Annotated in this window: 14 protein-coding genes; 6 read left to right on the top strand and 8 right to left on the bottom strand. The window is 69.0% G+C overall.

All coding sequences use genetic code 11. The features are described 5' to 3' along the window. Nucleotides 1–27: 27 nt before the first annotated feature. The 8 genes from HUA76_RS29060 to HUA76_RS29025 all read right to left on the bottom strand — a co-directional run bounded on the left by HUA76_RS29060 (nucleotide 28) and on the right by HUA76_RS29025 (nucleotide 17,312). Nucleotides 28–273 carry a hypothetical protein gene (locus HUA76_RS29060; protein ID WP_174462669.1) on the bottom strand — a complete coding sequence of 82 codons (246 nt, stop codon included), beginning with the start codon at nucleotides 271–273 and terminating at the stop codon, nucleotides 28–30. 210 nt (nucleotides 274–483) lie between these two features. Continuing rightward, a complete protein-coding gene (locus tag HUA76_RS29055) occupies nucleotides 484–5,043 on the bottom strand; it encodes a myxosortase-dependent M36 family metallopeptidase (RefSeq protein WP_174462668.1) in 4,560 nt (1,519 codons plus the stop codon). 49 nt (nucleotides 5,044–5,092) lie between these two features. Then, entirely contained in the window at nucleotides 5,093–7,696 is a 2,604-nt protein-coding gene (locus tag HUA76_RS29050; protein ID WP_174462667.1) for an Ig-like domain-containing protein, read from the bottom strand. A gap of 153 nt (nucleotides 7,697–7,849) precedes the next feature. Then, nucleotides 7,850–11,332 carry a hypothetical protein gene (locus HUA76_RS29045; protein WP_174458648.1) on the bottom strand — a complete coding sequence of 1,161 codons (3,483 nt, stop codon included), beginning with the start codon at nucleotides 11,330–11,332 and terminating at the stop codon, nucleotides 7,850–7,852. Nucleotides 11,333–11,435: 103 nt separating this feature from the next. After that, a complete protein-coding gene (locus tag HUA76_RS29040; RefSeq protein WP_141643310.1) occupies nucleotides 11,436–12,095 on the bottom strand; it encodes a response regulator transcription factor in 660 nt (219 codons plus the stop codon). Beyond that, on the bottom strand, nucleotides 12,073–15,309 hold the full coding sequence (locus HUA76_RS29035; protein ID WP_217440352.1) for a two-component regulator propeller domain-containing protein: 3,237 nt from the start codon (nucleotides 15,307–15,309) through the stop codon (nucleotides 12,073–12,075). The genes HUA76_RS29040 and HUA76_RS29035 overlap by 23 nt, the downstream gene beginning before the upstream one ends. 201 nt (nucleotides 15,310–15,510) lie before the next feature. Beyond that, nucleotides 15,511–15,789: a hypothetical protein gene (locus HUA76_RS29030; protein WP_174462666.1), complete on the bottom strand. Its 279-nt coding sequence runs from the start codon at nucleotides 15,787–15,789 to the stop codon at nucleotides 15,511–15,513. 50 nt (nucleotides 15,790–15,839) lie between these two features. Continuing rightward, on the bottom strand, nucleotides 15,840–17,312 hold the full coding sequence (locus HUA76_RS29025; protein WP_174462665.1) for a serine hydrolase domain-containing protein: 1,473 nt from the start codon (nucleotides 17,310–17,312) through the stop codon (nucleotides 15,840–15,842). 108 nt (nucleotides 17,313–17,420) lie between these two features. Between HUA76_RS29025 and HUA76_RS29020 the strand changes: the two genes are divergently transcribed. The 6 genes from HUA76_RS29020 to HUA76_RS28995 all read left to right on the top strand — a co-directional run bounded on the left by HUA76_RS29020 (nucleotide 17,421) and on the right by HUA76_RS28995 (nucleotide 24,286). Further along, nucleotides 17,421–17,969 carry a TlpA family protein disulfide reductase gene (locus HUA76_RS29020; RefSeq protein WP_371817379.1) on the top strand — a complete coding sequence of 183 codons (549 nt, stop codon included), beginning with the start codon at nucleotides 17,421–17,423 and terminating at the stop codon, nucleotides 17,967–17,969. Between the two features lie 35 nt (nucleotides 17,970–18,004). Continuing rightward, nucleotides 18,005–18,307 carry a hypothetical protein gene (locus HUA76_RS29015; RefSeq protein WP_141643313.1) on the top strand — a complete coding sequence of 101 codons (303 nt, stop codon included), beginning with the start codon at nucleotides 18,005–18,007 and terminating at the stop codon, nucleotides 18,305–18,307. Nucleotides 18,308–18,461: 154 nt separating this feature from the next. Beyond that, complete coding sequence (locus HUA76_RS29010; protein ID WP_174462664.1) at nucleotides 18,462–18,734, top strand: hypothetical protein; 273 nt, start codon at nucleotides 18,462–18,464, stop codon at nucleotides 18,732–18,734. Then, nucleotides 18,735–20,300: an efflux RND transporter periplasmic adaptor subunit gene (locus HUA76_RS29005; RefSeq protein WP_174462663.1), complete on the top strand. Its 1,566-nt coding sequence runs from the start codon at nucleotides 18,735–18,737 to the stop codon at nucleotides 20,298–20,300. 5 nt (nucleotides 20,301–20,305) lie between these two features. After that, nucleotides 20,306–23,446, top strand: coding sequence for an efflux RND transporter permease subunit (locus tag HUA76_RS29000; RefSeq protein WP_174462662.1), 3,141 nt, complete (start codon nucleotides 20,306–20,308; stop codon nucleotides 23,444–23,446). Between the two features lie 246 nt (nucleotides 23,447–23,692). Then, nucleotides 23,693–24,286, top strand: coding sequence for a peptidoglycan-binding protein (locus HUA76_RS28995; protein ID WP_174458643.1), 594 nt, complete (start codon nucleotides 23,693–23,695; stop codon nucleotides 24,284–24,286).

The following is a 24,286-nucleotide window of genomic DNA, read 5'->3' as shown; positions in this document are numbered from 1 at the left end:
CTCCCGGCGCGCGAACACCTCAGGTCATCAACGTCCCTGGGTCAGGCGGCTCTGGTAGTCCAGTTGCCACCGCGAGGGCAGCCGCGCGAGGCGCTCTGACGTCTGGCCCCGACGGTCCTTGAACTCGGTGGCGCGCTGAATGGAGAGGCCTCCCACCAGGAAACCATTCGCAGACAGCAAGCTGCTTCTGGCTTCGCTGTCGAGCGATGGCGCGCCCCTGTCGAGCCGCGAGTTGAGGGCGGAGCCGTCGAACATCTTCCGGCCAGCCGTCACGAGGGCACGACGTCAATGAATGCCCGCGCGTGCCAGCTTCATCGCCTGGTTGAACCAGAGGGCTGCGAGGAAACCGCCAGGATGCGGCCCTCGCCTGCCTCGAAGGCCCGGAGCAGGTCGGTTTCATCCCGACTCGTCATCACGGGCGGTGAGTCCGTCCTCCAAGCGAGGCGGTGGCAACCGAGCCACCACCCCGCTTGAATCACCCCGTCAGGGGGCCTCGCGCCGCCGCCGCGCCAGCAGCGCGAGCAACAACAGCGTCAGTGGGAACATCGCCGGTGTGCCCGTGGCTGAGCACCCGGACTCCTTCGGTGGCACCACCTTCGGGCTCACGGACACCGTCACGGTGTCCTCCGCGGACAAGCCACTCTCGGCGGTGACCTTCACGACGAAGGTCAGCGTCGTGGGGGCGCTCACCTCCGGCGCGGTGAAGCTGGCACCCGCCGTCGCTCCGTCCTTCAGCGACACCGAAGGCCCCTCGCTCTGGCGCCATGCGTAGGTCAGGGTGCCCTGCTCCGGATCCTCGGCGGAGGCGGTGAGCGTGACGGTGCTCGTGGCCTCCGTGGACAGGTCCTCACCCGCGCTCACCGTGGGCGCGAGCGCGACATGGTGCACCGTCACGCTCACCGTCGCGCCTTCACTCTCCAGCAAGCCATCACCCACCTTGAGCTGGAAGGTGAGCTCCACCGAGCCCCTCGCCACCGCCGGAGCCGTGAAGCTCGGCGTCGAGGTCTCCGCCCCCGTGAGCGTCACGGCGGGACCCGACACCTGCGTCCACCGATAGCCCACGAGCACGTCCCCTTCCGGGTCCTCGCCGCTGCCCTGGAGCGTCACCGCACCGCCCTCGTCCACCGTCTGGGCGGGTCCCGCGAAGGCCACGGGTGCCTGGTTCACCTGACGCACGAGGACCTGGACCGTGTCCCGGTCTTGCAGCCCCTCGTTCAACACCGTCAGCCGGAACGTCAGCGTCGTATCGGCAATCACTTCCGGAGCCGTGAAGCTCGGGGTGGCCGTCTGCGCATCGCTGAGCGTCACGACCGGGCCCGCCACCTGCTCCCAGCGATAGGCCAGGACACCGGGCAGCTCGCTGCTCCCGCTGCCGTGCAGACTCACCAGGGAGTGCTCGTCAACGGCGAGCCCCTCGCCCGCTTCGGCTCGCACCAGCCCCGAGGTGCACAGGCCCTGCTCGTCTGTGAGCACCGTGAACGGCGTCTGGGCAAGGCCCGTGAAGCCAACGGAATCGATGAACCAGCCGGCGGCGCCGACCGCCTCATCCGTGCCGATGCGGAAGCGGATGTGCACGGACTTCCCCGCGTAGCGGGTGCCGAGGTTCACATTCGTGGTGATCCACTGGCTCTGGGAGAACGCGAAGCTCGCACCCCGGAAGGCGCGTCGCCCCACCAGGGGATTCACGTTGCCTTCATACGGCGTGAGCACACCCGTATAGCCATTCAGGACGATGCTCTCGCCAATGTCCGTCCAGCTCTTCCCGCCATCCTCGGACAGCTCGATGACACCTCCGTCGAAGTACTCCCCACCGGAGGTCTCGAAGGAGTACCGGTGGCGGAACGAGAACGAGAGCGCGCCCTGCCCCACCTGAAGCTCGGGCGTGACAAGCGCGAAGTCCGCGACCCGTCCCACCGCTTCGCCCAGGAAGGCCCGCTCGAGCGTGGAGCTCTCATTCACACGGAAGGACACATCACCCAGCGCGGACGTCATCTCCCACGGCAGGTACCTCGCATCCACCGATTCCACCGCGGACGCGCCTGGCAGCTCGTCCTGCTCCACGCGGGCCACCAGCGTCGCCTTCTTGTCGCCCGCCACGACACCATTGGCATCGCGATAGGCGATGTCGAAGCGAATGAGCGAACGCGGCGCCGCTCCAGTCAGCGACACCGGAATGTCCACCGTCGCGGTTTCGAAGAGGCCCACGACGGGGAAGGACTGCTGGCCTCCGTTGGCCAGCTTGACGCCGGGGCTGTCCGAAGTGACGGTGACGCTCGTCGCTCGCAGCGGCTCGCTTCCCGTGCCACGCAGGGTGATGCGCAGGACACCCGTCTCACCGTTGTCCAGGTACCCATCCGCGTCACAGGTCCGCGTGGAGGCATCTCCGGCGCCCTCATCGGTGAGCTCGGCCGAGACGAACATCACGTCCGGGCCCGTGCGATAGCTCTCCACCACGCCAGCATGGGACGCGGAGGCCCGGTCCGGAGCCACCGCGCCGATGCCCGCGCCGCGCCGGGCGAAGGCCGCCGAGAAGCGCTCGAAGTCCACCGGGTCTCCCGCATACGCGGCCGCGAGCAACGCATCGCGAGCCTCCATGAAGGTGGGCGAAGCCGGAGTCAGCGTGTACGCCAGGACGAGATAGCTCTTCATCCTCCGCTGGGCCTCCGCGAACGTCAGCCGTGAGGTGTCGCGCAGCAGCGCGACGTAGCACTCCCACAGCATGCTGGCCCAGACCTCACCCGCGTTGTGGTACTCGGCATTGCTGGAGCCATCCGCGCCAAAGGCATACGCAACACCCGAGGGCAACGGGATGCCATTGCTCATGTGCTGGAGCGTCAATGGATTCTTCCGGAAGTCCACCGAGTACGGCACGCGACGGATGCCGAAGTAGGAGGAGTCCGGCCCCATGTTGCGTGTCGCGTACTCGCCCGTGGGGAACACGCCGGTCCAGTTCGGATTCGACGCGACCTGGGCGTCCTCCTCCCGCACCATCATCAGCAGGGCATGGAAGTCCGCCCACCCCTCCCCCATGCTGCGCCCCTGGTTGTTTCCAAGACCCGCGCCGTCGTGAACGAGGCGGTTGCTGATGTAGTGCCCCCACTCGTGCGCGACGATGCCCGTGTCGATGGTTCCATCCAGGTCGCCCACGGACCGCTTGGCCAGGGTGACCCACACGCCGGTGGACAGGTGCTTGCGCAGAAGCTCCGCATCCCCCGACTGGATCATCACCGCGCCGATGGCGGGCAGCGCCAGCCCTTCCGTGGCCCCCATGCCGGCGGGCAACGCCTGGCCGGGGCTATTGGCGATGATGACACCGGTGGCTCCGGCGGCCTGCGCGAGCAGCACCTTGAGGTGAAGGCCGCAGGTGCCCCGGTCCACGAGCGCGATCTGCCCCGCGATCTCCGCGGCGTTGATCAGCGCCGAACAGCCATCCGTCGTCGAGGGGCCCGCCGCATCCGCCGCGTCGAGCGCCTGGACCACCCGAGCGCTCGCCGCGAAGAAGCGAGGGCTGAACTGCGCGGTGATGAACGTGTACGGCCGCGCGACTTCCTCGGGAGCCGTCACCTCGAAGGTGAGCTGCGGTTGCGTGCCGGTGAAGATATACATCTGCATGCGGGGACTGGCCCCATCGGCGGGCGTGGCCATGTTCGCGTTGTTGACGCCGCTGTAGTCCTGCGCCTCGGCCTTGATGCGGTCTCCGCCCAGCCCGCCCCGTCCGAGGTTGTCCTGCTGGCCGTTGCCAGCCGCCTCGTCGAAGCCCACGTCGTAGTAGTCGTCGTGCAACCAGTTGTTCACGTAGAACAATTGCGTCACCGCGGACTGGAGCTGTTGCGGCGTCTCATACGGCAGCAGGTCGAAGCTGTAGGGATAGTCGAAGGTCGCCGGCCCGCTGATGTGGCCACGCACGTCCCCAGGACCGAACCCATCCGGCGCACTGGCGTCCACGTAGGCATCCACGTTGTTGCCGGTCGTCTCGGTGGCGTCCACCGGGAGCCAGGGGTCATTGCGACTGAAGGGCGCGCTGTCGAGCGTCACCAGGTTTCGCTCGACGAAGGGCGGCACGTAGCCGTTCGGAGTCCCCGTCGGGTGAGGAATCTGCTCGTTGCCGGAGGGGCCCGCGAACGGCGTGTACGGCGTCGTGGCATCCGCCCAGACCCGATAGCTGTGTGCCGCGTCCGCCGTGAGGTCATTGCGGAAGAGCACGCGGCCGTCGTCCGCGGCGATGACGTACGCGTAGTAGTCCGACGTCGATGACTCCGGGACTCCCGTGTTCAGCTCCACGTAGTGAGCGGGAATCAGCCCCTCGGGCAGCTCGAAGAGCACCGGCTTGATGCGCGCGGGAAGTCGCAGGCTCACCGGGAGCGGGCGCGCGTAGGAGGCCAGCTCATAGCGGGTGTAGCGCCCTGAGGCGGGCCCCGTGGTCCGCAGCAGGCTCGCGTCGAGCGACTGGCCCGTCAGGTCCGCGAACGCCACGGCCGCGGCCTGCGTGGCCCCCAGCGAGTCGCCCCGAGCGGAGCGCTTGGCGCCCTGCCCCGAATCCCGAGCCAGGTGACCCGAGGCGGCCACCAGCACGTTGCGCGAGTCGAGCAGCAGCCTGACGCCGCCTCGGAACACCTCGACTCCGCCCACCTCCTGTCTCAGCGTCACCACCGAGGAGCCCAGCGGGCTGCGGCGGGTGCTGGCGACGAAGACGCCCTCTTGCGAGAGCGAGCGGTCCCCATAGAGGGGCGCCAGCGCGTCGAGCTGGGCGCGAGCCGCCGTGGCCGGAGTCATCCGGGCGTAGGCGCTGTCGGCTCGAAGCGCCAGGGGCCGCGCGGCACCCGCCATGGGCTTGGAGGCCCAGACGAAGGTGGGTACTCCGAGCCGGGAGTCGGTGTGCAGCACCCGGGCATCCGGGAACGCTCCTTCCGGTGGCATGGCACCGGCGTCCCGCGCGGGGGCGTGTTCCAGGAGCGCATCGTGGTTCGGAGGGGCACTGGCACCCGCCCGCGTGCCGGCGAGCGCCAGGACCACCCCGGCAAGGGTTCTGAGCAGAGTCTTCATGAGAGGGACCTCGAGAGCGGGCGAAGTGCGAGACGGGCCGGGGACGGCGCTAGCGAACCCAAGACACGCGCCTCACGAAGTACGCGGGCGGATTGCCCATGGAGACAGCGTCCGTGCCATCGATGTTGGAGACCATGATGGTCTCAATCCCTGTCTCCGGATCGGACTGCGCGTAGGCCACGCGCGTACCGTCCGGAGAGAGCGTGAAGAGCGACTGCAGGTACCTGCCGCCATTGCCGAGCCCGATGGGACGCACGATCTCTCGCCCGGTACCATCGGGCTTCACACGCTCCAGCCAGGTGTCCGAGGTCACGTCCAGGTTCCGGTAGTGATAGAGCAGGTCACCATTGGGCAGCACCATCGGGAACTTCGAGAGGGACGCCATCTCCTGCCCCCGGACCGCGAAGTCGAGCACCTTGCGCGCGCTCCTGTCCGCGAGGGAGTAGGCCCAGAGCCGGGTGCCCTTGGCCAAATACTCGACGGTGTAGAGCGTGGCGCTGTCGCGCGAGAAGGTGCCGTAGACCACGGACGAGATGGGCGTGGGCGACGGCATGTCATTGACGTCCGCGATGAGGATGCGCCGCTCGTCGGTCCCGTCGGGGCGGATGATGTACTGGAACTCCGTGGAGGCACGGCCCGGGAATGGGTCGTACGAACAGGACCTCACGAAGGAGATCCACTGCCCATCCGGCGAGAACTCGACGGAGCGTTCTCCGCACAGCGCGGGGCTCACCTGCGAGAGGCGCCTCACATGGCTGCCATCCGCATCCGCGAGATAGACGACGCCCCGGAAGAAGATGCCTCCGAACATGTCGCGCCCATCCACCCACGCCATCGTCTTGCGGTCGGGCGAACGGGTCAGCTCGGAGTGCACGTCGCGAGGCGAGACGAAGGGAGCGGGAACCGGCGTGAGCTGACGAAGCCGTGTGCCGTCCGGGGACACGGCGTACGCCTGCGGGAAGCTCGACTCCTCGCTCGTGGCCTCCCCTGTCGGTGACGCGGCATACAGCAGCAACTCGGACGCGTCCGGCGCGCGCAGGGTGCCCACGGTGGCGCTCAGCGCCGTCTCTCCGCCGAGGCGCACGGGAGCGCCCGCCTCGCTGACATCGAGCAGTTCGAGCAGCAGCGTGTAGCGGCCCTTGATGGCGAAGCGCGTGCGGAAGGCCCAGGTCTGGCCCTCGCTCGTCTGGAGCTGCGTCGTGCCCACCTCGAACCCCTCCTCCGGGCCGAGATAGGTGACGCCACTCCCGTCCGTCTCGAAGCCACCCATCCAGGTCTCGGGCCGGTCCGACACTTCGCCCGCCGTCCCCGTGTCGTAGCGCAGGGCCTGCCCCACGACAGGAGACTGGATCTCCGGCTCGGACGAAGTCATGGGGGGATTCGTGCGGCTCAGCGTCACCCGCCAGCGCAGCTTCGTGGAGGGGGCCACCGCCTTGGCGAGCTGAGCCGTGAAGGAGACCACCCCATCCTCCAGCGTCTGGAAGGTGGGGACGACCGCGGAGACACTCAGGCGCGCGACGTTCACCTGGGCGCTGGCGCTCAGGCCGTTGAAGGTCGCCGTGAGAGACGAGGCACCCGGCCCCACCGGCGTGACCTGACCGCGCGTGGAGGCATCCATGGAGACGACGGCCACCGTGGGCTGGCTGCTCTTCCACGTGGCGCTGGTGGTGACGTCCTGGCTCGTGCCGTTATCGAGCGTGGCCGTCGCATGGAGCTGGCGCGGGTGTCCTTCCACCAGCGTGACCTCCGCTGGCGAGAGCGTGAGCGCGGTGGCCTCCGCGACCGTCAGCTGGGTGCTCCCGCTCACCTCACGAAACGTCGCCGTGATGCGCGCGGTGCCCATCCCCTGACCGCTCGCGACGCGCTGGCTCAGGGACACGACCGCCGTGTCACTGGAGATCCAAGTCGCCTCGGTGGAGACATCCGCCACCGTGCCGTCGGAGCGCGTGGCGGTGGCGACCAACGACACGGTGCTTCCACGGGCGAGCGAGGCCGCATCGGGCGTCACGGCGATGGCGGTGACGACGGCGTCGGTGACAGTCACCAAGGCGGAGACCTCCACCGTGCCGAGCACCGCCCGGACCGTGGCCTGCCCCGGAGCGAGGGCGCGCACCAGGCCGCTCTCGGAGACCGTGGCCACCGTCGCGTCCGAGGAGTTCCACTGGACGTCACTGGTGACGACGTGCGTGCCGCCATCCGTGAGGGTGGCCGTGGCCGTGAGCTGCTGGGAGAGCCCCACGGCGAGGGACGGCGCAGAGGGAGCAATCACCATGGAGACCGGCGTGGCGTCGGTCACCTGCACGGGCGCTTCCGCGGAGACCGCGTCCCACCGGGCCCGCACGGTCGTCTGGCCCTGGGCCAGCGCTCGCACCTGGGGCGCGCCACTCGCGTCCTGGGACACCGTCGCGATGGCGGCGTCATCCGAGGACCACGTCGTCTCCCGCGTGACATCGCGCGTGCTGCCATCGGAGAGGGTGGCCGTCGCCACCACCTCGCCCCCCAGGCCCGCGGCGAGCGTGAAGCTCGTGGGCGCGATCCGCAGGGATTTCACGGAGGAGGGAGACTTGTCGCTGCTACACGCCGCGATGGCGGCCACGGAGACAAGCCCGAGCAACGCGCGGTGAAGCCAACGACGACCGGAACGCTCTCTCATGAATCGACCTCTCTGCACGGCGCCGCGCATCCGACACGCGAGGACCGGGGATGGGGAATGGTGACTGTGAAGAAGGAGGGAACCGCGAACCATCGGGGGCGCCCCTAGGAGTCCCTCAGGAATCCCCTAGGGGCGCGTGGCGCCGCGCACGGCTCAGGGGCGCGGACTGGCGCTCACGCCACGGAAGGCGGTGTTGGCCGGGGCCGTCGCCAGCACGGTCACCGAGGGAGTCACCGTGCTCCCGTCGTCCAGGAAGGTGACCACCATGTTGCCCGCGCCACCCGAGCTGCTCAGGTAGGTGGTGACGTAGACCCTCACGCCCGAGGGAGTCTTCGTCGCGGAGACACCATGGGCTGCCATGCGGTTGGTCGTCGTCCCCGCGACGGCGAAGGTGGGCACGAAGGAGTCCTTCTTGCTCCAGGCCACTCCGTCGAAGGTCCACTTCTCCAGGCGCAACGTGTCCGGCGTTCCACCCTGCGAGGCAGGGAGGCTGATGTTGATGGAGACGTAGGCCGTGTCCACTCCCTCCACCTCGGGGTCCAGGTCGAGCAGCGCGAAGCCGGAGGTCGTGAGCGTGATGGCGAACGAGGGCAGTTGAACCGGGGTCTCCATCACGGTGGGGAGCGCGGAAGGGAACGCGTGCACGCCCTGACGGTAGCCCTGCGGGTTCGGGACCGGCGCGATGCCGAGCGTGAAGTAGACACGCCCGTCGAAGACATTCACGACACGGCAGTCATTCACCCCGTTGGAGAGGACGGTCGATGCCCTGGGGTTCGCGCCCGCCAGGACGTGGCGGATGCCACCACCCCGCCCCGCGAGCCAGTACGCGGAGCCATCCACCGTCGTGGCCGAGCGCACCGAGTCGAGGTCATAGGCATCGCTCAGGCGAGCGCCGATGGTGAAGGCTCCCGCGACATCCACCTGACCCACCACGCGGGACGTCTGCGCCGCGGACGTGCCGGAGACATTCGCGGTTCCCACCTCCGCGTCATACCCCGCGAAGGTGAGCAGGCGGCCGTCCCCGGAGAGCGAGAGGAACCCCTGATAGTCATCGCTGCCGGAGACGGTCAGCCGGTTCGCGCCAGCAAGGCCCATGGCGGGAATCGCGAGGGTCCGCACCGGAGCCCCCCCCGTGGGGCGGTACTCCTCGAGGAAGGCCTCGGTGGCGGACGCGTTGAGGGCCGAGGCGCCGCCCCCCACGTGAAGCACCATCACGTTGGGCGCGCAGGAGACGGCCACGGTGAGGCCCGCATCGCCCATGGTGCCCGTGCCGCTCAGCACCTCGCATGTCTGCCCCAGCGGCTGACGGCTCACCTGCACCGAGTACGACTCACCGGGGAGCAGCCCTTGCGCGAAGGCGTGCTCTCCATCGGCGACGACGGTGAGGGTGTCTGTTCCGGAGCGCAGCCCCAACGTGCCCGTCAACCCCGCGACGTGAACCCCCAGCGCGTAGACATCCTCACAGGAGACCGCGAGGTCGGAGACCGGACCTCCATTCACCGCGCCGTCCCCGGACTGGACGGAGCAGCGCTGCCCCACCGGCTGCGTCTTCACCGTCACCGCGTACGTGGCCTGGTCCACCACGGACCGGGTGAAGGTAAACGGACCGTTGGCGGAGAGCGCGAGCACGTCGTCGCCGTTGTTCTGGAGTTCGAGCGTGGCGCCCGCCGCCAGCCCCGCCACGACGCCTCCGACAGGGTATGACGTCCCTCCACAGAGCACCGTCACGTCGGTCACATCCCCCGCGCCCATGGTGCCAAAGCCCTTCGCCACGCTGCACCCCAGCGGGGACGCGATCTCCGCCGAGACGGAGTAGGCGCTACCAAACGCCACCGGCGTCGGGAAGGCGAAGGCACCATTCACGGCCACGGTGAGCGCCGTCCCTCCGTTGTTCCGCAGCACCACGGACTGCGAGCCGTCGAGCCCGGCCACCGTGCCCCTTACGACGAAGGAGTCCGGGCTGCATGTGACAGCCACCTGCGTGACATTCGAGCCTCCCACCGTGCCCGTACCCTGCTGCACCGAGCAGGACTGCCCCGCAGGCTGCGTCTTCACCGCGACGGCGTAGGCCCCCAGGTCCGCCACCGGACGGGTGAACGTGAAGGCACCGTTGGAGTCGACGGTGAGGACCTCGCTCTCGTTGAGCCACAGCTCGAACGTCATTCCCTCGACGAATCCTGTCACCGTGCCCCCGACCGCGAAGGACCAGGTGCGGCACGCGACAGCCACATTCGTGACGGCCGCCGAGCCCTGCGTGCCCGTGCCATTCGGCACGACGCAGCTCAGCGGATAGGTGGCCTCCGCGGTGACGGCGTAGGTGCCGCGAAAGGGCACCCCGGTCGGGAAGGCGAAGGCGCCGTTGGCCGTGACGGTGACAGCGTCCGTCCCGTTGTTCTTCAACACCACCGACTGACCGCTGGAGAGGCCCGTCACCGTCCCACTCATTGGGTACTGCTTCGCTCCACAGGTGACGACCACCGAGCTGACATTGGCTCCGCTCAGCGTGCCCGTTCCCCCCACCATCTCGCAGTCATGTCCAATGGGCGAGGAAACGAGGCTCACCGCATAGCCCGCGAGGTCGTCCACGGGCTGCGCGAAGGTGAAGGGGCCGTTGGTGTTGACCAGGAGCGTCTCGGCGCCGTTCTGCAGCTTGAGCACGCCTCCCTTGATGATGCCCGACACCGTTCCGCCCACCTGGTATCGCGTGGTGGTGCAGGTGACAGCGACGTTGGTCACCGCCTGCGCCGCCATGGTGCCCTCGCCCCGCGACACGCTGCACGTGACGGGATAGGTCGCCTCGACGGTGACCGCGTACGGCGCCCCGAAGGCCACCGGACGGGCGAAGGTGAAGAGGCCGTTGGAGGACACGGTGACGGCGTCTTCGCCGTTGTTCCTCAGCACGACCGATTTCCCTGGGGTCAGGCCGAACAGCGAGCCGCCCAGGGCGAAGGTCCGCGCCGTGCAATGGACCGCCACATCGGTGACCGCCGAGCCGCTCAGCGTGCCCGCGCCGTGCTCCACGATGCAGTCGTGGCCCTCGGGCTGCGCCTTCACCGTCACCGCGTAGTCCGTGAGGTCCGCGACCTCCTCCGCGAAACGGAAGGCTCCGCTCTCCGTGATGGTGAGCACTGGCCCTCCATTGTTCTGGAGCTCCAGCGTGGAGCCCGCAACCAGGCCGGACACGCTGCCTCCCACCGCGTGGAGGTTCGCCGCGCAGCTCACGAGGACGCCGGTGACGTCCGCATCCCCCACGGTGCCGCTCGCCTCCCCCGTGGTGCATGTGGCGCCCGCCGGCTGCTCCTGGATGACGACCGAGTAGGCGCTCCCTTCCGCCACCTTCTGGCCGAATACGAAGGCCCCATTGGCGCTCACCCGCAGCGAATCGTCGCCATTGCGCAGCACCACCTGGGCGCCCTCACGCAGGCCCGTGACGGTGCCGCCCACCGCGTGGCTGACAGGTGTCTCGCCTCCGGCATCTGTCCCGCCTCCGGCATCTGGCTCGCCTCCGGCATCTATCCCGCCTCCGGCATCTGGCTCGCCTGGCGACTTCGGGTCCGAACCGCAAGCGGTGAGCACGACACTCAGGAGTCCCACCAGCAAGGCGCTGGAGAGACGGGGACGGGGATGGAGACTCATGCGGTGGGGGCGCTCCGTGAGGGACGAGGACACGGCGCGACGCTAGATAACCCTCGGATGAGCCCACCATCGGGGAGCCCCCTAGCCGTCCCTCAGGAATCCCCTACGGCCCCACGGGCTCCCCCGGGACGAGCCCGTGGCGCACCGCGAGGCGGACGAGCGAGGGGACGTCGTGGATGTCCAGTCGGTCCATCAACTGCGTCCGGTGTGCCTCCACCGTCTTCACGCTCACGTCCAGCCGCTCGGCGATGGCACGCGTGCCGTTCCCCTCCGCGATGAGCTGGAGGATCTCCCGCTGGCGCGAGGTGAGGAGGTCCAGGGGATTCGCCGCGGGCGTCTCCTCGGTGATGCGCAAGAAGCCCGCCACCACCGTCTGGGAGATGGCGGGGCTCAGGTAGGTGCGCCCCTGCGACACGGAGTCCAGCGCCACCTTGAGTTCCTCCACCGCCGAGTCCTTGACGAGGTAGCCCGCCACGCCCGCGCGCAGCGCCTGCGCCACGTACTCCGCCGAGGTGTGCATGGAGAGCACGAGCACCCGCGTGGAGGGGCTCAGCTTCGGCACCCGCCGCGCGACCTCGATGCCATTGAGCCCGGGCAGCGACAGGTCCAGCAGCAGCACGTCCGGCTGGAGCTTGTTCGTCAACACCAGCGCCTCCTGCCCGTCGCCGCATTCCGCGAGCACCGTCACCCCACCGAAGGTTTCGAGCAGCGCGCGCAGCCCCGCCCTCACCAACTGGTGGTCATCCGTCAGCAACACGCGCATGCGTTCCTCCGATGGAGTCGTCCTCCAGTCGCACTTCCGCCACCACCCGCGTCCCCTCCCCCGGGCGCGAGGTCACCTCGAAACGTCCTCCGAGGTCTCGAACCCGCTCCTGCATGCCGAACACCCCGAAGCTTCCGGGTGCACGGCCCGTCAGGACCTGGTCGACCTCGAAGCCCTTCCCGTCGTCCCGCACCTCGAGCCGGATGAGCTGCCCCACCGACTCCAGCCTGACGTCGATGCGCCGGGCCTTCGCGTGGCGCAAGGCATTGGTGACCGCCTCCTGGATGACCCGGAAGACGACGATGTCTCGCCCCGCGCCCAGCGAGGGAGGCGCCGCCGCCGAGGTGAACACCAGCTCCACCCCACTGCGCTGGGTCACCCCGCGCAGGTACCACTCCAGCGCGGAGACCAGCCCCAGCTCGTCGAGCTGGGGAGGACGCAGGTCCACCGACAGCGCGCGCACCTGACCGATGAGCCGGTCGATGAGCGCGACGGCGTCCGGCAGGCGCACCGCCGCGGAGCCGGTGATGGGGACCGTGGCGCTCACCAGGCCCAGGTTGAGCTTCACCGCGGTGAGCGCCTGACCGAACTCGTCATGCAGCTCCCGGGCAAGGTGCTTGCGCTCCTCTTCCTTCGCCGCCTCCAGTCGCATGGTCAGGCGACGAAGCCGGTCGCGCCCCGTCTGCGCCTCCTCGAGGGCCTGCTCGCGCTCGACCTGCAAGGTGCGAAGCGCCTGGTTGCGCCGGCCCAGCAGGCGGGTGCGCCACGCGAGCCCCGCCACCAAGAGGATGAGGACCACCGCGAGCGTGCCGAAGCGCACGTCGGTGCGCTGCCAGAGGGGCGGGGCGACGCGCAGGACGAAGGGGCGCATCCGGACCCACTCACGCCCCGGACTGCGCGCGCGCAGTTGCAGGGAGTGCTCCCCCGGCGGAAGCGAGTGAAAGGAAATCTGGTTCCGAGTGCCCAGCGGAAGCCAGGGCTCGTCGGAGGTGAAGCGGTACGCGTACTCCGTGCCGCTGCGTCCGTAGTCGAGCAACGAGAACTCGAGCGAGAACGGCTGATGCCACGGCACGTCCAGGCGGGACAGCTCCCACACGGGCTTGTCGGGCAGGGCGTCGCGCTCCAGCCCCTCGATGGAGGTGAGCACCAGGGGCGGCGGCGGCTCTCGCGGCGGACGCACCGTGGGGTCCAGGTCCACGAGTCCCTTGGAGCTTCCCCAGTAGAGCCGTCCTCCCAGCAGGGCCACCGCCTCTGGGTTGAACGCCCCCGTGGGCAGTCCATCCGATGCGGCGTAGTTCTCGAACGCCTGGGTGTGCACCTCGAGGCGGGAGAGTCCCGCGCGAGTGCTCACCCAGAGCGCGCCATCCGGGGCACCTGCCAGCGCCATCACGTTGTCGTCGATGAGCCCCTCGGCGCTGGTCCACAACGCCACGTCCACGGGCACGCCCGCCTCGTCGAGGGAGACGCGCTGCAACCCACCGCCCACCGTTCCCACCCAGACCGCCCCTGTCGGGTCTTCCATCAACGAGCTCACGTAGAAGTGGCTCAGGCGCGGCACCGAGCTCGCGCCCAGCCGGGTGCAGTCGAGCGTGTCCTCTCCCGCCGTGCAGACATTGAGCCCGCCCGAGCGCGTGCCCACCCAGAGCCGCCCACGTCGGTCCTCCATCAACGCGGTCACGTAGTCGTCGGACAGCGAGCGCGGCGCGTCCGCTCGATGCTGGAAGGCCAGGAAGTCGTCGGTCTCCGGGCGATAGCGCTGCACCCCGTCGCCGCCACTGCCCAGCCATACCCGCCCGCGCGAGTCCTCCAGCAGCGCGGTGACGTAGCGAGGATTGTCACCCGCGCCGGTGTCCAGGCGACTGCGGTACATCTTCAACCGGCCCGTCCCGGGCTCGAAGCGGTACGAGCCCTGCGTGAAGCCCGCCCACAACATGCCCTCCCTCGTGCGCAGCAGGCTCAGCACACCGCGCGCATCCGCGCCCTCGGGAACGGGCACGCGCAGGGGCTCCGCCTGACCGGTGCGCACGTCCACGCGGTCCACGCCCCCGCCGAAGCTGCCCACCAGCAGGTGGCCTTCGTCCTCGGGAATCACCGCCCACACGTCCTCATTCGTCAGCCCGGAGGTCCTGTCCCCACCCCTCGCCCGCAACGTCTGGAAGACGTCGGAGCGCAGCGGCGCATGGAACAGGCCCATTCCAAACGTGCCGATGAACAGGTCTCCGCTCGCGCCCACGGCGAGCGAGCCCTCGTCGATGCGCTGCTCGTAGCCGGGCCCCGCCGAAGGAAGCCGCTCCTCGCTCACCACTCCGCTCACGGTGTCCACGCGAAACAGGCCTGAGCCGAAGGAGCCGACCCACAGCGTCCCTCGCCCATCGGGCTCGAGCTCGGTGACGGTGCGCAGCTTGTCCACGACGCTGGACGGCGTGAGCCTGGCGCGGCGAAGGACCTGCTCGCCCGGCCCGATCCGATAGAGCCCCGCGCGCGTCCCCACCCACATTCCTCCGCCCAGGTCCGGGGCGAGGCTGAAGACATCCCTCGCGTCGGGGCCTCCCTCGTCTGGAGAGACGTGCTCGAAGGCGTGGGTTCCCGGGTCCAGCCGGAACAAGCCCCCCTTGAGCGTGCCCACCCAGAGCGCGCCGGCGCGGTCGTGACGCAGCGCCATCACGAACTCCTCGCCGCCTCCCGGTACGAGCGGCACGCGCATCGCTCGCCCGGTCGATGGGTCCAGCAACGCCAGGCCCGCGCTCGTCCCCACCCACAGTTGGCCGTCATCCGCGTCCGCGAGCGCGAACACGCCGTCGTGGGGAAGGCTCGTGGCGTCCGAGGAGTCGTGGCGGAAGTGTTTGAAAGACCAGTGTGCCCGGTCCACCAGGCTCAGCCCGCCCGTCATGGTGCCGACCCACAGGCGACCGAGGCGGTCTTCGAACAAGGTCCGCACCGCGTTGCTCGCCAGGGATGCGGGGTTGCCGAGCTCGTACTGGAACTTGCGAAAGCGCTGACCGTCGTGGAGGTAGAGCCCCTCGCGGGTGCCAATCCAGAGCAGCCCCACGCGGTCGTACATCACCTCGGTGATGTACTCGGCCTCAAAGGGGCGGGCGCCTCCCACCTGCACCAGCTCGAGTGCCGGGGCGCCAGACGCGACGCCGGCGCTCAACCCCAGCAGCAAGAGAACAACCAGAAACCGAGACCACGAGGCGGTGCGCGCGGTGCGCATCCCGGGCTCATACCACTGGAGCCGAGGGGCCGTGGACGGACGCGGCGTCACTCGCGCGACGCGCGCTGCCCGCCGGCTGGCTCGCCAACCGTCTCGCCTCACGGAAAACACACCACAGGGGCAAGTGAACGGCGAGCTGCCCGGCGGCATTCCTATGACGGCGAGGATCGCGGTGACCGTAGCCGACGCCTGGGTGCCCGCTCAGTCCTCGTTGAAGTCGGCGTCGAATGAAGCGATGGCTTGCTCAACCGTCGCGAACAGCCTGCTCCTCACCTCGGGAGCCTCTTCACAAAGCAATTCCCAGAAGCGCTGCTCGTGGCCCCGGAGCATCTCTCGCTCAACGGGCAGCCAGACCCTGTCAGCGCTCTGGACCATGAAGCCGCGTCCGGGAAGCACTTCAATGCAACGGTAGATGACGGCCTTCTCTGTCCCCAGGCGTTGGACGATGTCGAAGGGGCGGTAGAGAACCGGGTCGCTCATGAGCGGGAAACATACTCCCGCGGAGCCCAAGCCCCGCGGGAGTCGATACGTCAGGGCGTCTTCGCCGCGGGCTTCTCGATCTCCTTGAGAACCTTCTCCGCGTTCGTATTGGTCGGATCCAGCTCCAGCGAGCGGCGATAGCTCGACGCGGCCAGGGCCTTGTCGCCGTTGGCCAGATACGCTTCGCCCAGGCTGTCATGGACGTTCCCATCCTGCGGGAACTGCTCCACGTTGAACTTGAAGATCTCGATGGCCTCCGGCGTGCGCCCGGCCGACAACAGCTGATAGCCGACGGTGTTGAGCTCTCCCGGACCGAAGAAGTACTCGGTGGGCTTCTTCTCCTTGACCGTCTTGTACCGCGCGATGGCGTCCGAGGCGGTCCCCTTGTCGAGCACCTCCCACACCACTTCGCCCATCGGCTTCAGCGGAGTCTGGGGCGTGACGCCGTGCAGGATGCTCAGGGCTCCCACTGCCACGCTGCGCGCCCTCACCCCGCGCCCCACGTTGCTCAAAACGATGACAACTTCCTTCTTTTCCGGCACGCGAATCAGAAACGAGCTGAAGCCGTGGATGCCTCCACCGTGGCTCGTGGTCGCGACCTTCGTCTTCCCGTCATCCAGTTGGGTCGGGGCCACGTTCCAGCCGAAGCCGTAGTCGTCCAGCCCCGGGGTGAACATCTTCTGCTTCAGCGCCGCCGGCAGCACCTTGTCCCCGTAGAGCGCGCGGTCCCACAGGTAGAGATCCTCCACCGTCGAGTACATCGACCCGGCGGCATAAGGCAGGCCCATGTCGATGTATGCCGCGTTCACGAAGCCGCCCGGGTTGCGCTCGTAGCCGCTCGCGCGCTTCGCCAGCACCGTCGCCGACACGTCGAAGCCCGTGTTCTTCATCCCCACCGGCTCGAAGATCCGCTCGCGCAGCACCTGCGCATAGGTCTTGCCCGTCACCTTCTCGATGATGGCGCCCAGGAGGAAGTAGCCCGAGTTGTTGTACGAGTACTTCGACCCCGGCTCGAACTCCAGGTCGCCGCTGGCGAACTGCTTCACGAAGTCGGGAACCTTGTACGGATTGCGAGCGAACTTCGCACTGAAGTCTGGCCGCGACGTGTAGCTGGGGATGCCCGACGTGTGGTTCAGCAGGTGCGTCACCGTGACGCGCGCGCCCGTGTCCTGGCGGTAGTCCGGCAGGTGCTTCGTGATGGGGTCCTCGAGCCCCACCTTGCCCTCTTCCACGAGCTTCAGGATGAGCACGGCGGTGAACTGCTTGGTGACGGAGCCGATGCGGAACTTCGTGTCCGGCGTCACCGGGATCTGCCACTCGAAGTTCGCCGGGCCGTACCCCTTCTTGAGGATGATGCCCTTCTCGTCGGCGACCAGCAGCGCACCGTTGAACTGCTTCAGCTCGTGGTACTTCGCCGCCAGGCGGTCAATCGAGTCCTTCCGGCTCGCCGCGGCGGCCGGTGACACCACGAGCAACAGCGCCAGTCCCGCGACAACACCCACATCCATCCAACCGCGCTTCATTCAGGACTCCCGCGACACATAGAACAGCCAGAACCCGCCATCTCCACCGGTTCAGGCCCACAACCACTTCCCCTGCACGAACGAAGACCGCTTCGATTGCGTGCGGGCATGGCATGGGCCAAGGGCCCGCGCTACCTTCAGGGCCTGATGCGCATCCCTCACCCCTGGCATGCCCTGGCGCTCGGCCTGCTCGCCATGACCTGGGCCTGCCGGAGTGACCCTCCGCCCAGCTACGTCCGGATAGAAGGCCCCGCGCCGATCATCGCGGATGCACCGGACTCGCGCGCGTTGCTGGTGGTGTTCTGGGCGTCGTGGTGCCCTCCCTGCCGCGGGGAGACACCTCAGCTGCGTTCCCTGGCCGAATCGCCTCCCGAGGGACTCCAGGTCATCGTCCTCAGCCACGACACGGACCTCGCGGACGTGGAGTCGTACTTCGAGGGCCCTCCCCCCCCCGAGTTTCGACTTCGCCTGGACGTGGGCAAGCAGGTCGCCCATGCCTTCGGCGTGGAGCTGCTCCCGACCAGCCTCCTCGTGGTCGATGGCAGGTTGGTCGCCCGCTTCCCAGGCCCTCGTGACTGGGACTCGCGGGCCATGCGACGCCTCCTGGAGAAGTTGACCGTCCCTCCGGAGAGTCGGGCCGCCGGCTCGGCGAATTGACTCCGACCCTTCGTCCTGGCTAAGCCAGTGGGTGGATGCGGTTCCTCCTGCGATTCCTGGCCGTGCTCCTCGTCCTGATGACGGGCGGCGTCTTTCAGACGCTGGCCTTCGCTTCGGATACGCACGCCGACTGCGCGGAGGAAGAAGACGACGAGTGCACCGACTGCGCTCCCAGCTGCGTCCTCTGCCCGTGCTGCCCGCTGAGGGCCACTCCCGCGCCGGTTCCCGTCCTGGAGAACCTCGCGGACGCGCCCACTCCGCCGCCCGTGCCGGGCCGCGTGGACGAGCCGGTCCTCTCCGGGCTGGCCGACGACATCTTCCAGCCGCCTAGAGCCTGACGCCTCCCTTCACGGGAGACGTGTGCCCTCCGCATGCCCACCGGGCGTGCGCGTGCATGCGCGTCCTCGTCGCCTGAAGCCTTGTCCAACGTCCCCGCGCCTGGTCGCGCGGGAATTCACCGCCGTGGGCGACTGCCCCGGCTGGAGTCTCCTCATGCGTTCTCTGCGTACCCTGTCCGTGCTCGTCGCGCTGTTCACCGTCTCCCCTGCCCTGGCCGAAGCGCCCAAGGCCCCCGAGAAGTCCCAGTCCGCCGAAGCCGAGAAGCCCAAGTGTGAGCACGGCGTGCAGAAGTCCCTGTGCACGCGCTGCAACCCGAAGCTCGCCGCCGTCTTCAAGGCCAAGGGCGACTGGTGCGCGGAGCACGAGCGGCCCGAATCCCAGTGCTCCCTCTGCCACCCCGACCTCGCCAAGAAGGGCGTGAAGTAGATGCCTGCCTCCCGCGTCGGTCCGGTGATGCTGTGCGCCCTGCTCTGCTTGAGCGCGGCGAGCTGCTCGAAGGAATCCAAGCCCGCCGAGGCGGAGAAGCGCGCCGCATCGTCGGCCGTCGCGGGAGGCACCTCCGGGCCCGCCCAGCCCATCCCCCTGTGTGAACACAAGGTGCCCGCGGAGCTGTGCACCCAATGCAACCCGGACCTCATCGACGTCTTCAAGGCACAAGACGACTGGTGCGCGGAACACGGAGTGCCCGAGTCACAGTGCTTCCAATGCAACCCGAGCCTCACCTTCACCGCGCAGACCACCGCGCCGAAGGACTGGTGCAAGGAACACGCGGTCCCCGAGTCAAAGTGTACGAAGTGTCATCCAGCCCTCGTCGCGAAGTTCATCGAGGCCGGTGACTACTGCCGGGAGCACGGCTTCCCGGAGTCCGTCTGTCCGTACTGCCACCCGGAGCTGGTGAAGGCCGCCGGCGCGGAGCCACCCGCCTTCCCCGAGCCGGGCACGCGCGTTCGACTCGCCTCGGCGGAGACCGCGCGAGAGGCGGGCATCCAGACCCGGCGCGTGGAGAAGCGGCCTTTTGCCCGCACGTTGGAGGTCGTCGGTCAGCTCGACTTCAACAACAACCGCCGGGCACAGCTCTCGACTCGCGGCGAAGCGCTCATCGTCGAAGTCCGAGCCGACGTCGGCGACGAGGTGAAGGCCGGACAGGCCCTCGTGGTGGTGACCTCCGGTGCGGTGGGCGCGGACCAGAGTCGACTCTCCTCGGCCCAGGCGCGCGTGGAAGCCTCACGTGCCGCGCTCGCTCGCCAACAGTCCCTCGTCGACAGTGGCATCAGCGCGCGCAAGAGCCTTGAACAGGCCCAGGCGGATGTGGTCGCGGCCGAGGCGGAGCGCGACGCCGCCCGCGCCTCCCTGACGGCCACGGGCGCCTCCGCCCACAGCCAGCAGGGGACGTACACGCTGACAGCTCCATTCGCCGGCACGGTGGTGAGCCGCGACGCGGTCCCCGGCAGACAGGTGGGCGCGGGACAGACGCTCCTTCAAATCGCCGACCTGAGCACCCTGTGGGCCTTGCTGGAAGTGCCCGAGGCGGACGCCAGCGTGGTGCGCGCGGGACAGCCCGTCACCCTCTCGTTCGAGAGCATGCCGGGCGAAACCCGCGAAGCCACCCTCACCCGCGTAGGGGCCTCCGTTGACCCGACCACTCGCACCGTGCGCGCTCGCGTGGAGCTGCCCAACCCCGAGGGCGCCCTCAAGGCGGGCCTCTTTCTTCGAGCCCGCGTGCAGGTCGCCGCCGAACATCAGGCCCTGCTCGTCCCTCGCGCGGCCATCCAGCGCGCCGAGGGCCGCACGCTCGTCTTCGTGAAGAAGGACGCGGGACTCTACGAGCCCGTCGTGGTGGAGCTGGGCGCCGGGACTCGCGAGGCCGTGGAGGTGGTGAAGGGACTCTCCGAGGGTCAGGAGGTCGTCACCACGGGCGCCTTCCTCCTCAAGACGGAGATCCTCAAGGAGTCCATCGGCGCGGGCTGCTGCGAGACGGCGGAGGGCGAATAGCCACCATGCTGACCCGAGTCATCGACTGGTCGCTGACGCATCGCGGAGCCGTCCTCGTCGGCACCCTGGCCCTCATCATCTCGGGGCTCTTGTCCTTCCGGGCGCTGCCCATCGACGCCATCCCGGACACGACACCCACGCAGGTGCAGGTCAACACCGTGGCCCCGGCCCTCACGCCCCTGGAGGTGGAGCGGCAGCTCACCATCCCCATCGAGCAATCACTGGCGGGCCTGCCCCGCGTCAGCGAGCTGCGGTCCATCTCCAAGTTCGGCCTGTCCCAGGTGACGCTCCAGTTCAGCGACGGCACGGACCTGTGGTTCGCGCGGCAACAGGTGGCCGAGCGGCTCGGCCGCGTGGAAGTCCCAGCGGGCATCGAGCGCCCCTCGCTGGGGCCGGTGGCCACGGGCCTGGGCGAGGTCTTCCACTACGTCGTCAAGAGCCGCACGAAGAGCCTGGAGGAGCTGCGCACCCTGCATGACGGCATCATCGCGCCGCGCCTGCGCAGCGTGCCCGGCGTCGCCGAGGTGAACGCCTGGGGTGGTGAGGAGAAGCAGTGGCACGTCGTGGTGGATCCGCGCCGCGTGCAACAGTTCAACCTCTCCCTACAGGACGTCTACCGGGCGCTAGAGGAGAACAACGCGAACGTGGGCGGTGGCGTGGTGGAGCGCGGAGGCGCGGCGAGCCTCGTCCTCGGCGTGGGCATCCTGGAGAGCGGCAAGGCCGTCGAGGACGTCGTCGTCGCGGCGCATGACGGCGTGCCCGTGCGCATCCGCGATGTGGCCCGCGTGGAGGTGGGCCATGAAATCCGCCGGGGCGCCACCACGGCGGATGGCGAAGGAGAGGCCGTCCTGGGCCTGGGCTTCATGCTGGTGGGAGAGAACTCCCACACGGTGACGAAGGCGCTGGCGCAGCGACTCGAGGAGGTGAAGCGCGCCCTGCCCCAGGACATCTCCGTGGAGCCCATCTACGAGCGCACCGAGCTGGTGGACCTCGTGCTGCGCACGGTGCGCACCAACCTGATGGAAGGCGCGCTGCTCGTCATCGCCATCCTCTTCCTGTTCCTGGGCAACTGGCGCGCGGGCCTCATCGTCGCGGCGGCCATTCCCCTGTCCCTGCTGTTTGCCTTCAACGCGATGCTGCAATTCGGCATCGCCGGCACCCTCATGTCATTGGGAGCCATCGACTTCGGGCTCGTCGTCGACTCGTCCGTCATCCTCGTGGAGAACGCGGAGCGGCGGCTCGCCGAGGCCCGAGGGAGCCGCTCCCTCCTCGAAGTCGTGCGCGACGCCGCCGTCGAGGTGCGCGGGCCCACCCTCTTCGGTGAACTCATCATCCTGGTGGTGTACCTGCCCATCCTCGCGCTGGAGGGCGTGGAGGGAAGGCTGTTCCGCCCCATGGCGCTCACCGTCATCTTCGCCCTGCTGGGCAGCGCGCTGCTCTCCATGACGTTGATGCCGGTGCTGGCATCCTTCGCCTTGAGGCGCGGTGGAGGACAGCACCGCGAGCCGCGCCTCGTCACCTTCCTCAAGCGCCGCTACCAGCCCGTGCTCGACTGGGCCCTCCGTCACACCCGGGCAGTCCTCGTCGGCGCGGGGCTGCTCGTCGTGGGCGCGCTCATCGCCGCCACGCAGCTCGGCAGCGAGTTCGTCCCGCGCCTGTCCGAAGGCACGCTTGTCATCAACACCGTGCGACTGGCCGAGGTGTCCCTCACCGAATCCGTCCGCTACGGCACGCAGATAGAGAAGGTGCTCCTCACCCGCTTCCCCGATGAAGTGCGGCGCGTGTGGACGCGCACCGGCACGGCGGAGGTGGCCACGGACCCGATGGGCATCGAACTGTCCGACGTCTTCATCACCCTCCAGCCACGGGACGCCTGGAAGCGAGCCACGACGCAGGATGAACTGGTCGCGGAGATGAAGGCGGAGCTGGCGGACCTGCCCGGGATGCGCATGGCGTTCCTCCAGCCCATCGAGATGCGCGTCAACGAGATGATCGCCGGCGTGCGCGGCGACGTGGGCATCAAGCTCTTCGGGGACGACCTGGACGTGCTGAAGGCCAAGGCCCGTGAGCTGGAGGGCCTCGTCAAGGCCATCCCAGGCGCCGCCGACGTCACCGTGGAGCAGCTCACGGGTCAGCCCGTGCTGGAGGTGACGGTGGACCGCGAGGCCGTGGCCCGCCACGGCATCTCCACCCGCGCGGTGCTCGACATCGTGGAGGCGGTGGGTACCCGAAGCGTGGGCGAGGTGCGCGAGGGCGAGCGGCGCTTCGACCTGGCCGTGCGGCTGTCCGAGGAGTACCGCGATGACCCGGCGAAGCTGGCCACGGTACCGGTGACGGCGCCCGGGGGAGCGCGTGTGCCGCTGGGGCGGCTGGCCCGCATCCGCGAGGTGTCCGGGCCCACCACGCTCCAGCGCGAGTGGGGCAAGCGCCGCATCGTCGTGCAGGCCAACGTGCGCGACCGAGACCTCGGCGGCTTCGTCGATGAAGTGCGCCGCACCCTGGACGAAAAGTTGGAGCTGCCCTCGGGCTACTACCTCCGCTTCGGCGGACAGTTCGAACACCTGGAGCGGGCACAGGCGCGCCTGCTCATCGTGGTGCCGCTGGCGCTGGCCCTCATCTTCCTCCTGCTCTACCTCACCTATCGGCGCGTGCTCGACGCCGTGCGCATCTTCGCGGGCGTGCCCTTCGCCCTGGTGGGCGGCGTGCTCGCGCTCCTGCTTCGGGGTCTGCCCTTCTCCATCTCCGCCGCCGTGGGCTTCATCGCCCTCTCCGGCGTATCGGTGCTGGGAGACATGGTGCTCGTCTCACGCGTGCGCGCCCTCCTCGATGAAGGCCACGCGTTGAGCGAAGCCCTCCGCGAAGCGGCCCTCTCACGCTTGAGACCCGTGCTGATGACAGCCGCCGTGGCCGCCATCGGGTTCCTGCCCATGGCGCTCAACACCGGCGTGGGAGCGGAGGTCCAACGGCCTCTCGCCACCGTGGTCATCGGCGGAGTCATCTCCTCCACCCTGCTCACCCTGGTGGTGCTGCCGGTCCTCTACGCCGTGTTCGGAGCCGGACGGCAACGGCCCCCGCACCCACGGGAAGAAGCACCCCCGCCACCCGCGGAGGCCCTTCTCGACGCTCACAAATCAGCGGCCGGCTGACCCACCTGCTCGGGCACCTCTCCCCCTGGGACACGACCGCGTCGAGGAGCGATCACTCGCCCTACCCACCAGGCCAGGACCGCGTCACCTCCATGACCTGACAGGTTCGGCGGGTTTCACCCAACCGACAGAATTGTGGATTCCTCACTGTCACTCGATTCCGGGTTCAGGAGCACTGCGCTTATTTTGGCGTCAACGGCATCACGGTGACGGCACCTGGGCGAGTCGAAGCACGGGGGACGCGGCATGGTCAGTCCGAGGACGGCACCGATCCGGACAGGCAACACGAGCACCTTCACGCTGAAGCAACGACGCCTGCACATCATCCTGTTGGACCCGAGGGAACAGCCCTACGCGGGACGTGAGTACGTCCTCCGGGTGGGACGCACCGAGCACTGCGGCACGACAGCCTCCGATGGCTCGCTCTCCCACGAGGTCCCCGGCCTCGCCACCGGTGAGCTGCTGTTGCACCTGCCTCCGCCCGACCCGGGCCCCGACGAGCCTCCGCCCCCCGTGGCCACACGCCCCGGCCAGCCTCCCCGATATCCCCCGTCCATCGTCGCCAGCGACTTCATGGACACGCACGCCTCGGTGGAGCCCTCACCCGACCTGCTGAGCTGGGCGCTGCACCTCGAATCCCCCGCGACCTTCGACGCCGACGCGATGACGGCCGCCCAGGAACGACTGCACAACCTGGGCTTCCTCATCGAAGGCGAGCGCGGCGCTCCCGGGCCCCGCACTCGCGCCGCGGTGCGCGCCTTCCAGCGCCACCATGGACTCGCGGAAACAGGTCAGCTCGCGGACGTGCAACGCGAGCTGATTCGCCGTCACGACACGTGA

Source organism: Myxococcus sp. CA056 (assembly GCF_013336715.1).
In the GTDB taxonomy this organism is placed as follows: Bacteria; Myxococcota; Myxococcia; order Myxococcales; family Myxococcaceae; genus Myxococcus; species Myxococcus llanfairpwllgwyngyllgogerychwyrndrobwllllantysiliogogogochensis.
The sequence above is the reverse complement of the archived record's forward strand: the minus strand, read 5'-3'. Positions and strand labels throughout refer to the sequence as shown.

Coding starts and splice junctions, on each gene's coding strand:
- HUA76_RS29055 (WP_174462668.1), bottom strand. CDS start 5,043: ATGAAGACTCTGCTCAGAACCCTTGCCGGGGTGGTCCTGGCGCTCGCC.
- HUA76_RS29030 (WP_174462666.1), bottom strand. CDS start 15,789: ATGAGCGACCCGGTTCTCTACCGCCCCTTCGACATCGTCCAACGCCTG.
- HUA76_RS29020 (WP_371817379.1), top strand. CDS start 17,421: ATGGCATGGGCCAAGGGCCCGCGCTACCTTCAGGGCCTGATGCGCATC.
- HUA76_RS29005 (WP_174462663.1), top strand. CDS start 18,735: ATGCCTGCCTCCCGCGTCGGTCCGGTGATGCTGTGCGCCCTGCTCTGC.
- HUA76_RS29040 (WP_141643310.1), bottom strand. CDS start 12,095: ATGCGCGTGTTGCTGACGGATGACCACCAGTTGGTGAGGGCGGGGCTG.
- HUA76_RS29025 (WP_174462665.1), bottom strand. CDS start 17,312: ATGAAGCGCGGTTGGATGGATGTGGGTGTTGTCGCGGGACTGGCGCTG.
- HUA76_RS28995 (WP_174458643.1), top strand. CDS start 23,693: ATGGTCAGTCCGAGGACGGCACCGATCCGGACAGGCAACACGAGCACC.
- HUA76_RS29000 (WP_174462662.1), top strand. CDS start 20,306: ATGCTGACCCGAGTCATCGACTGGTCGCTGACGCATCGCGGAGCCGTC.
- HUA76_RS29045 (WP_174458648.1), bottom strand. CDS start 11,332: ATGAGTCTCCATCCCCGTCCCCGTCTCTCCAGCGCCTTGCTGGTGGGA.
- HUA76_RS29010 (WP_174462664.1), top strand. CDS start 18,462: ATGCGTTCTCTGCGTACCCTGTCCGTGCTCGTCGCGCTGTTCACCGTC.
- HUA76_RS29015 (WP_141643313.1), top strand. CDS start 18,005: ATGCGGTTCCTCCTGCGATTCCTGGCCGTGCTCCTCGTCCTGATGACG.
- HUA76_RS29050 (WP_174462667.1), bottom strand. CDS start 7,696: ATGAGAGAGCGTTCCGGTCGTCGTTGGCTTCACCGCGCGTTGCTCGGG.
- HUA76_RS29035 (WP_217440352.1), bottom strand. CDS start 15,309: ATGCGCACCGCGCGCACCGCCTCGTGGTCTCGGTTTCTGGTTGTTCTC.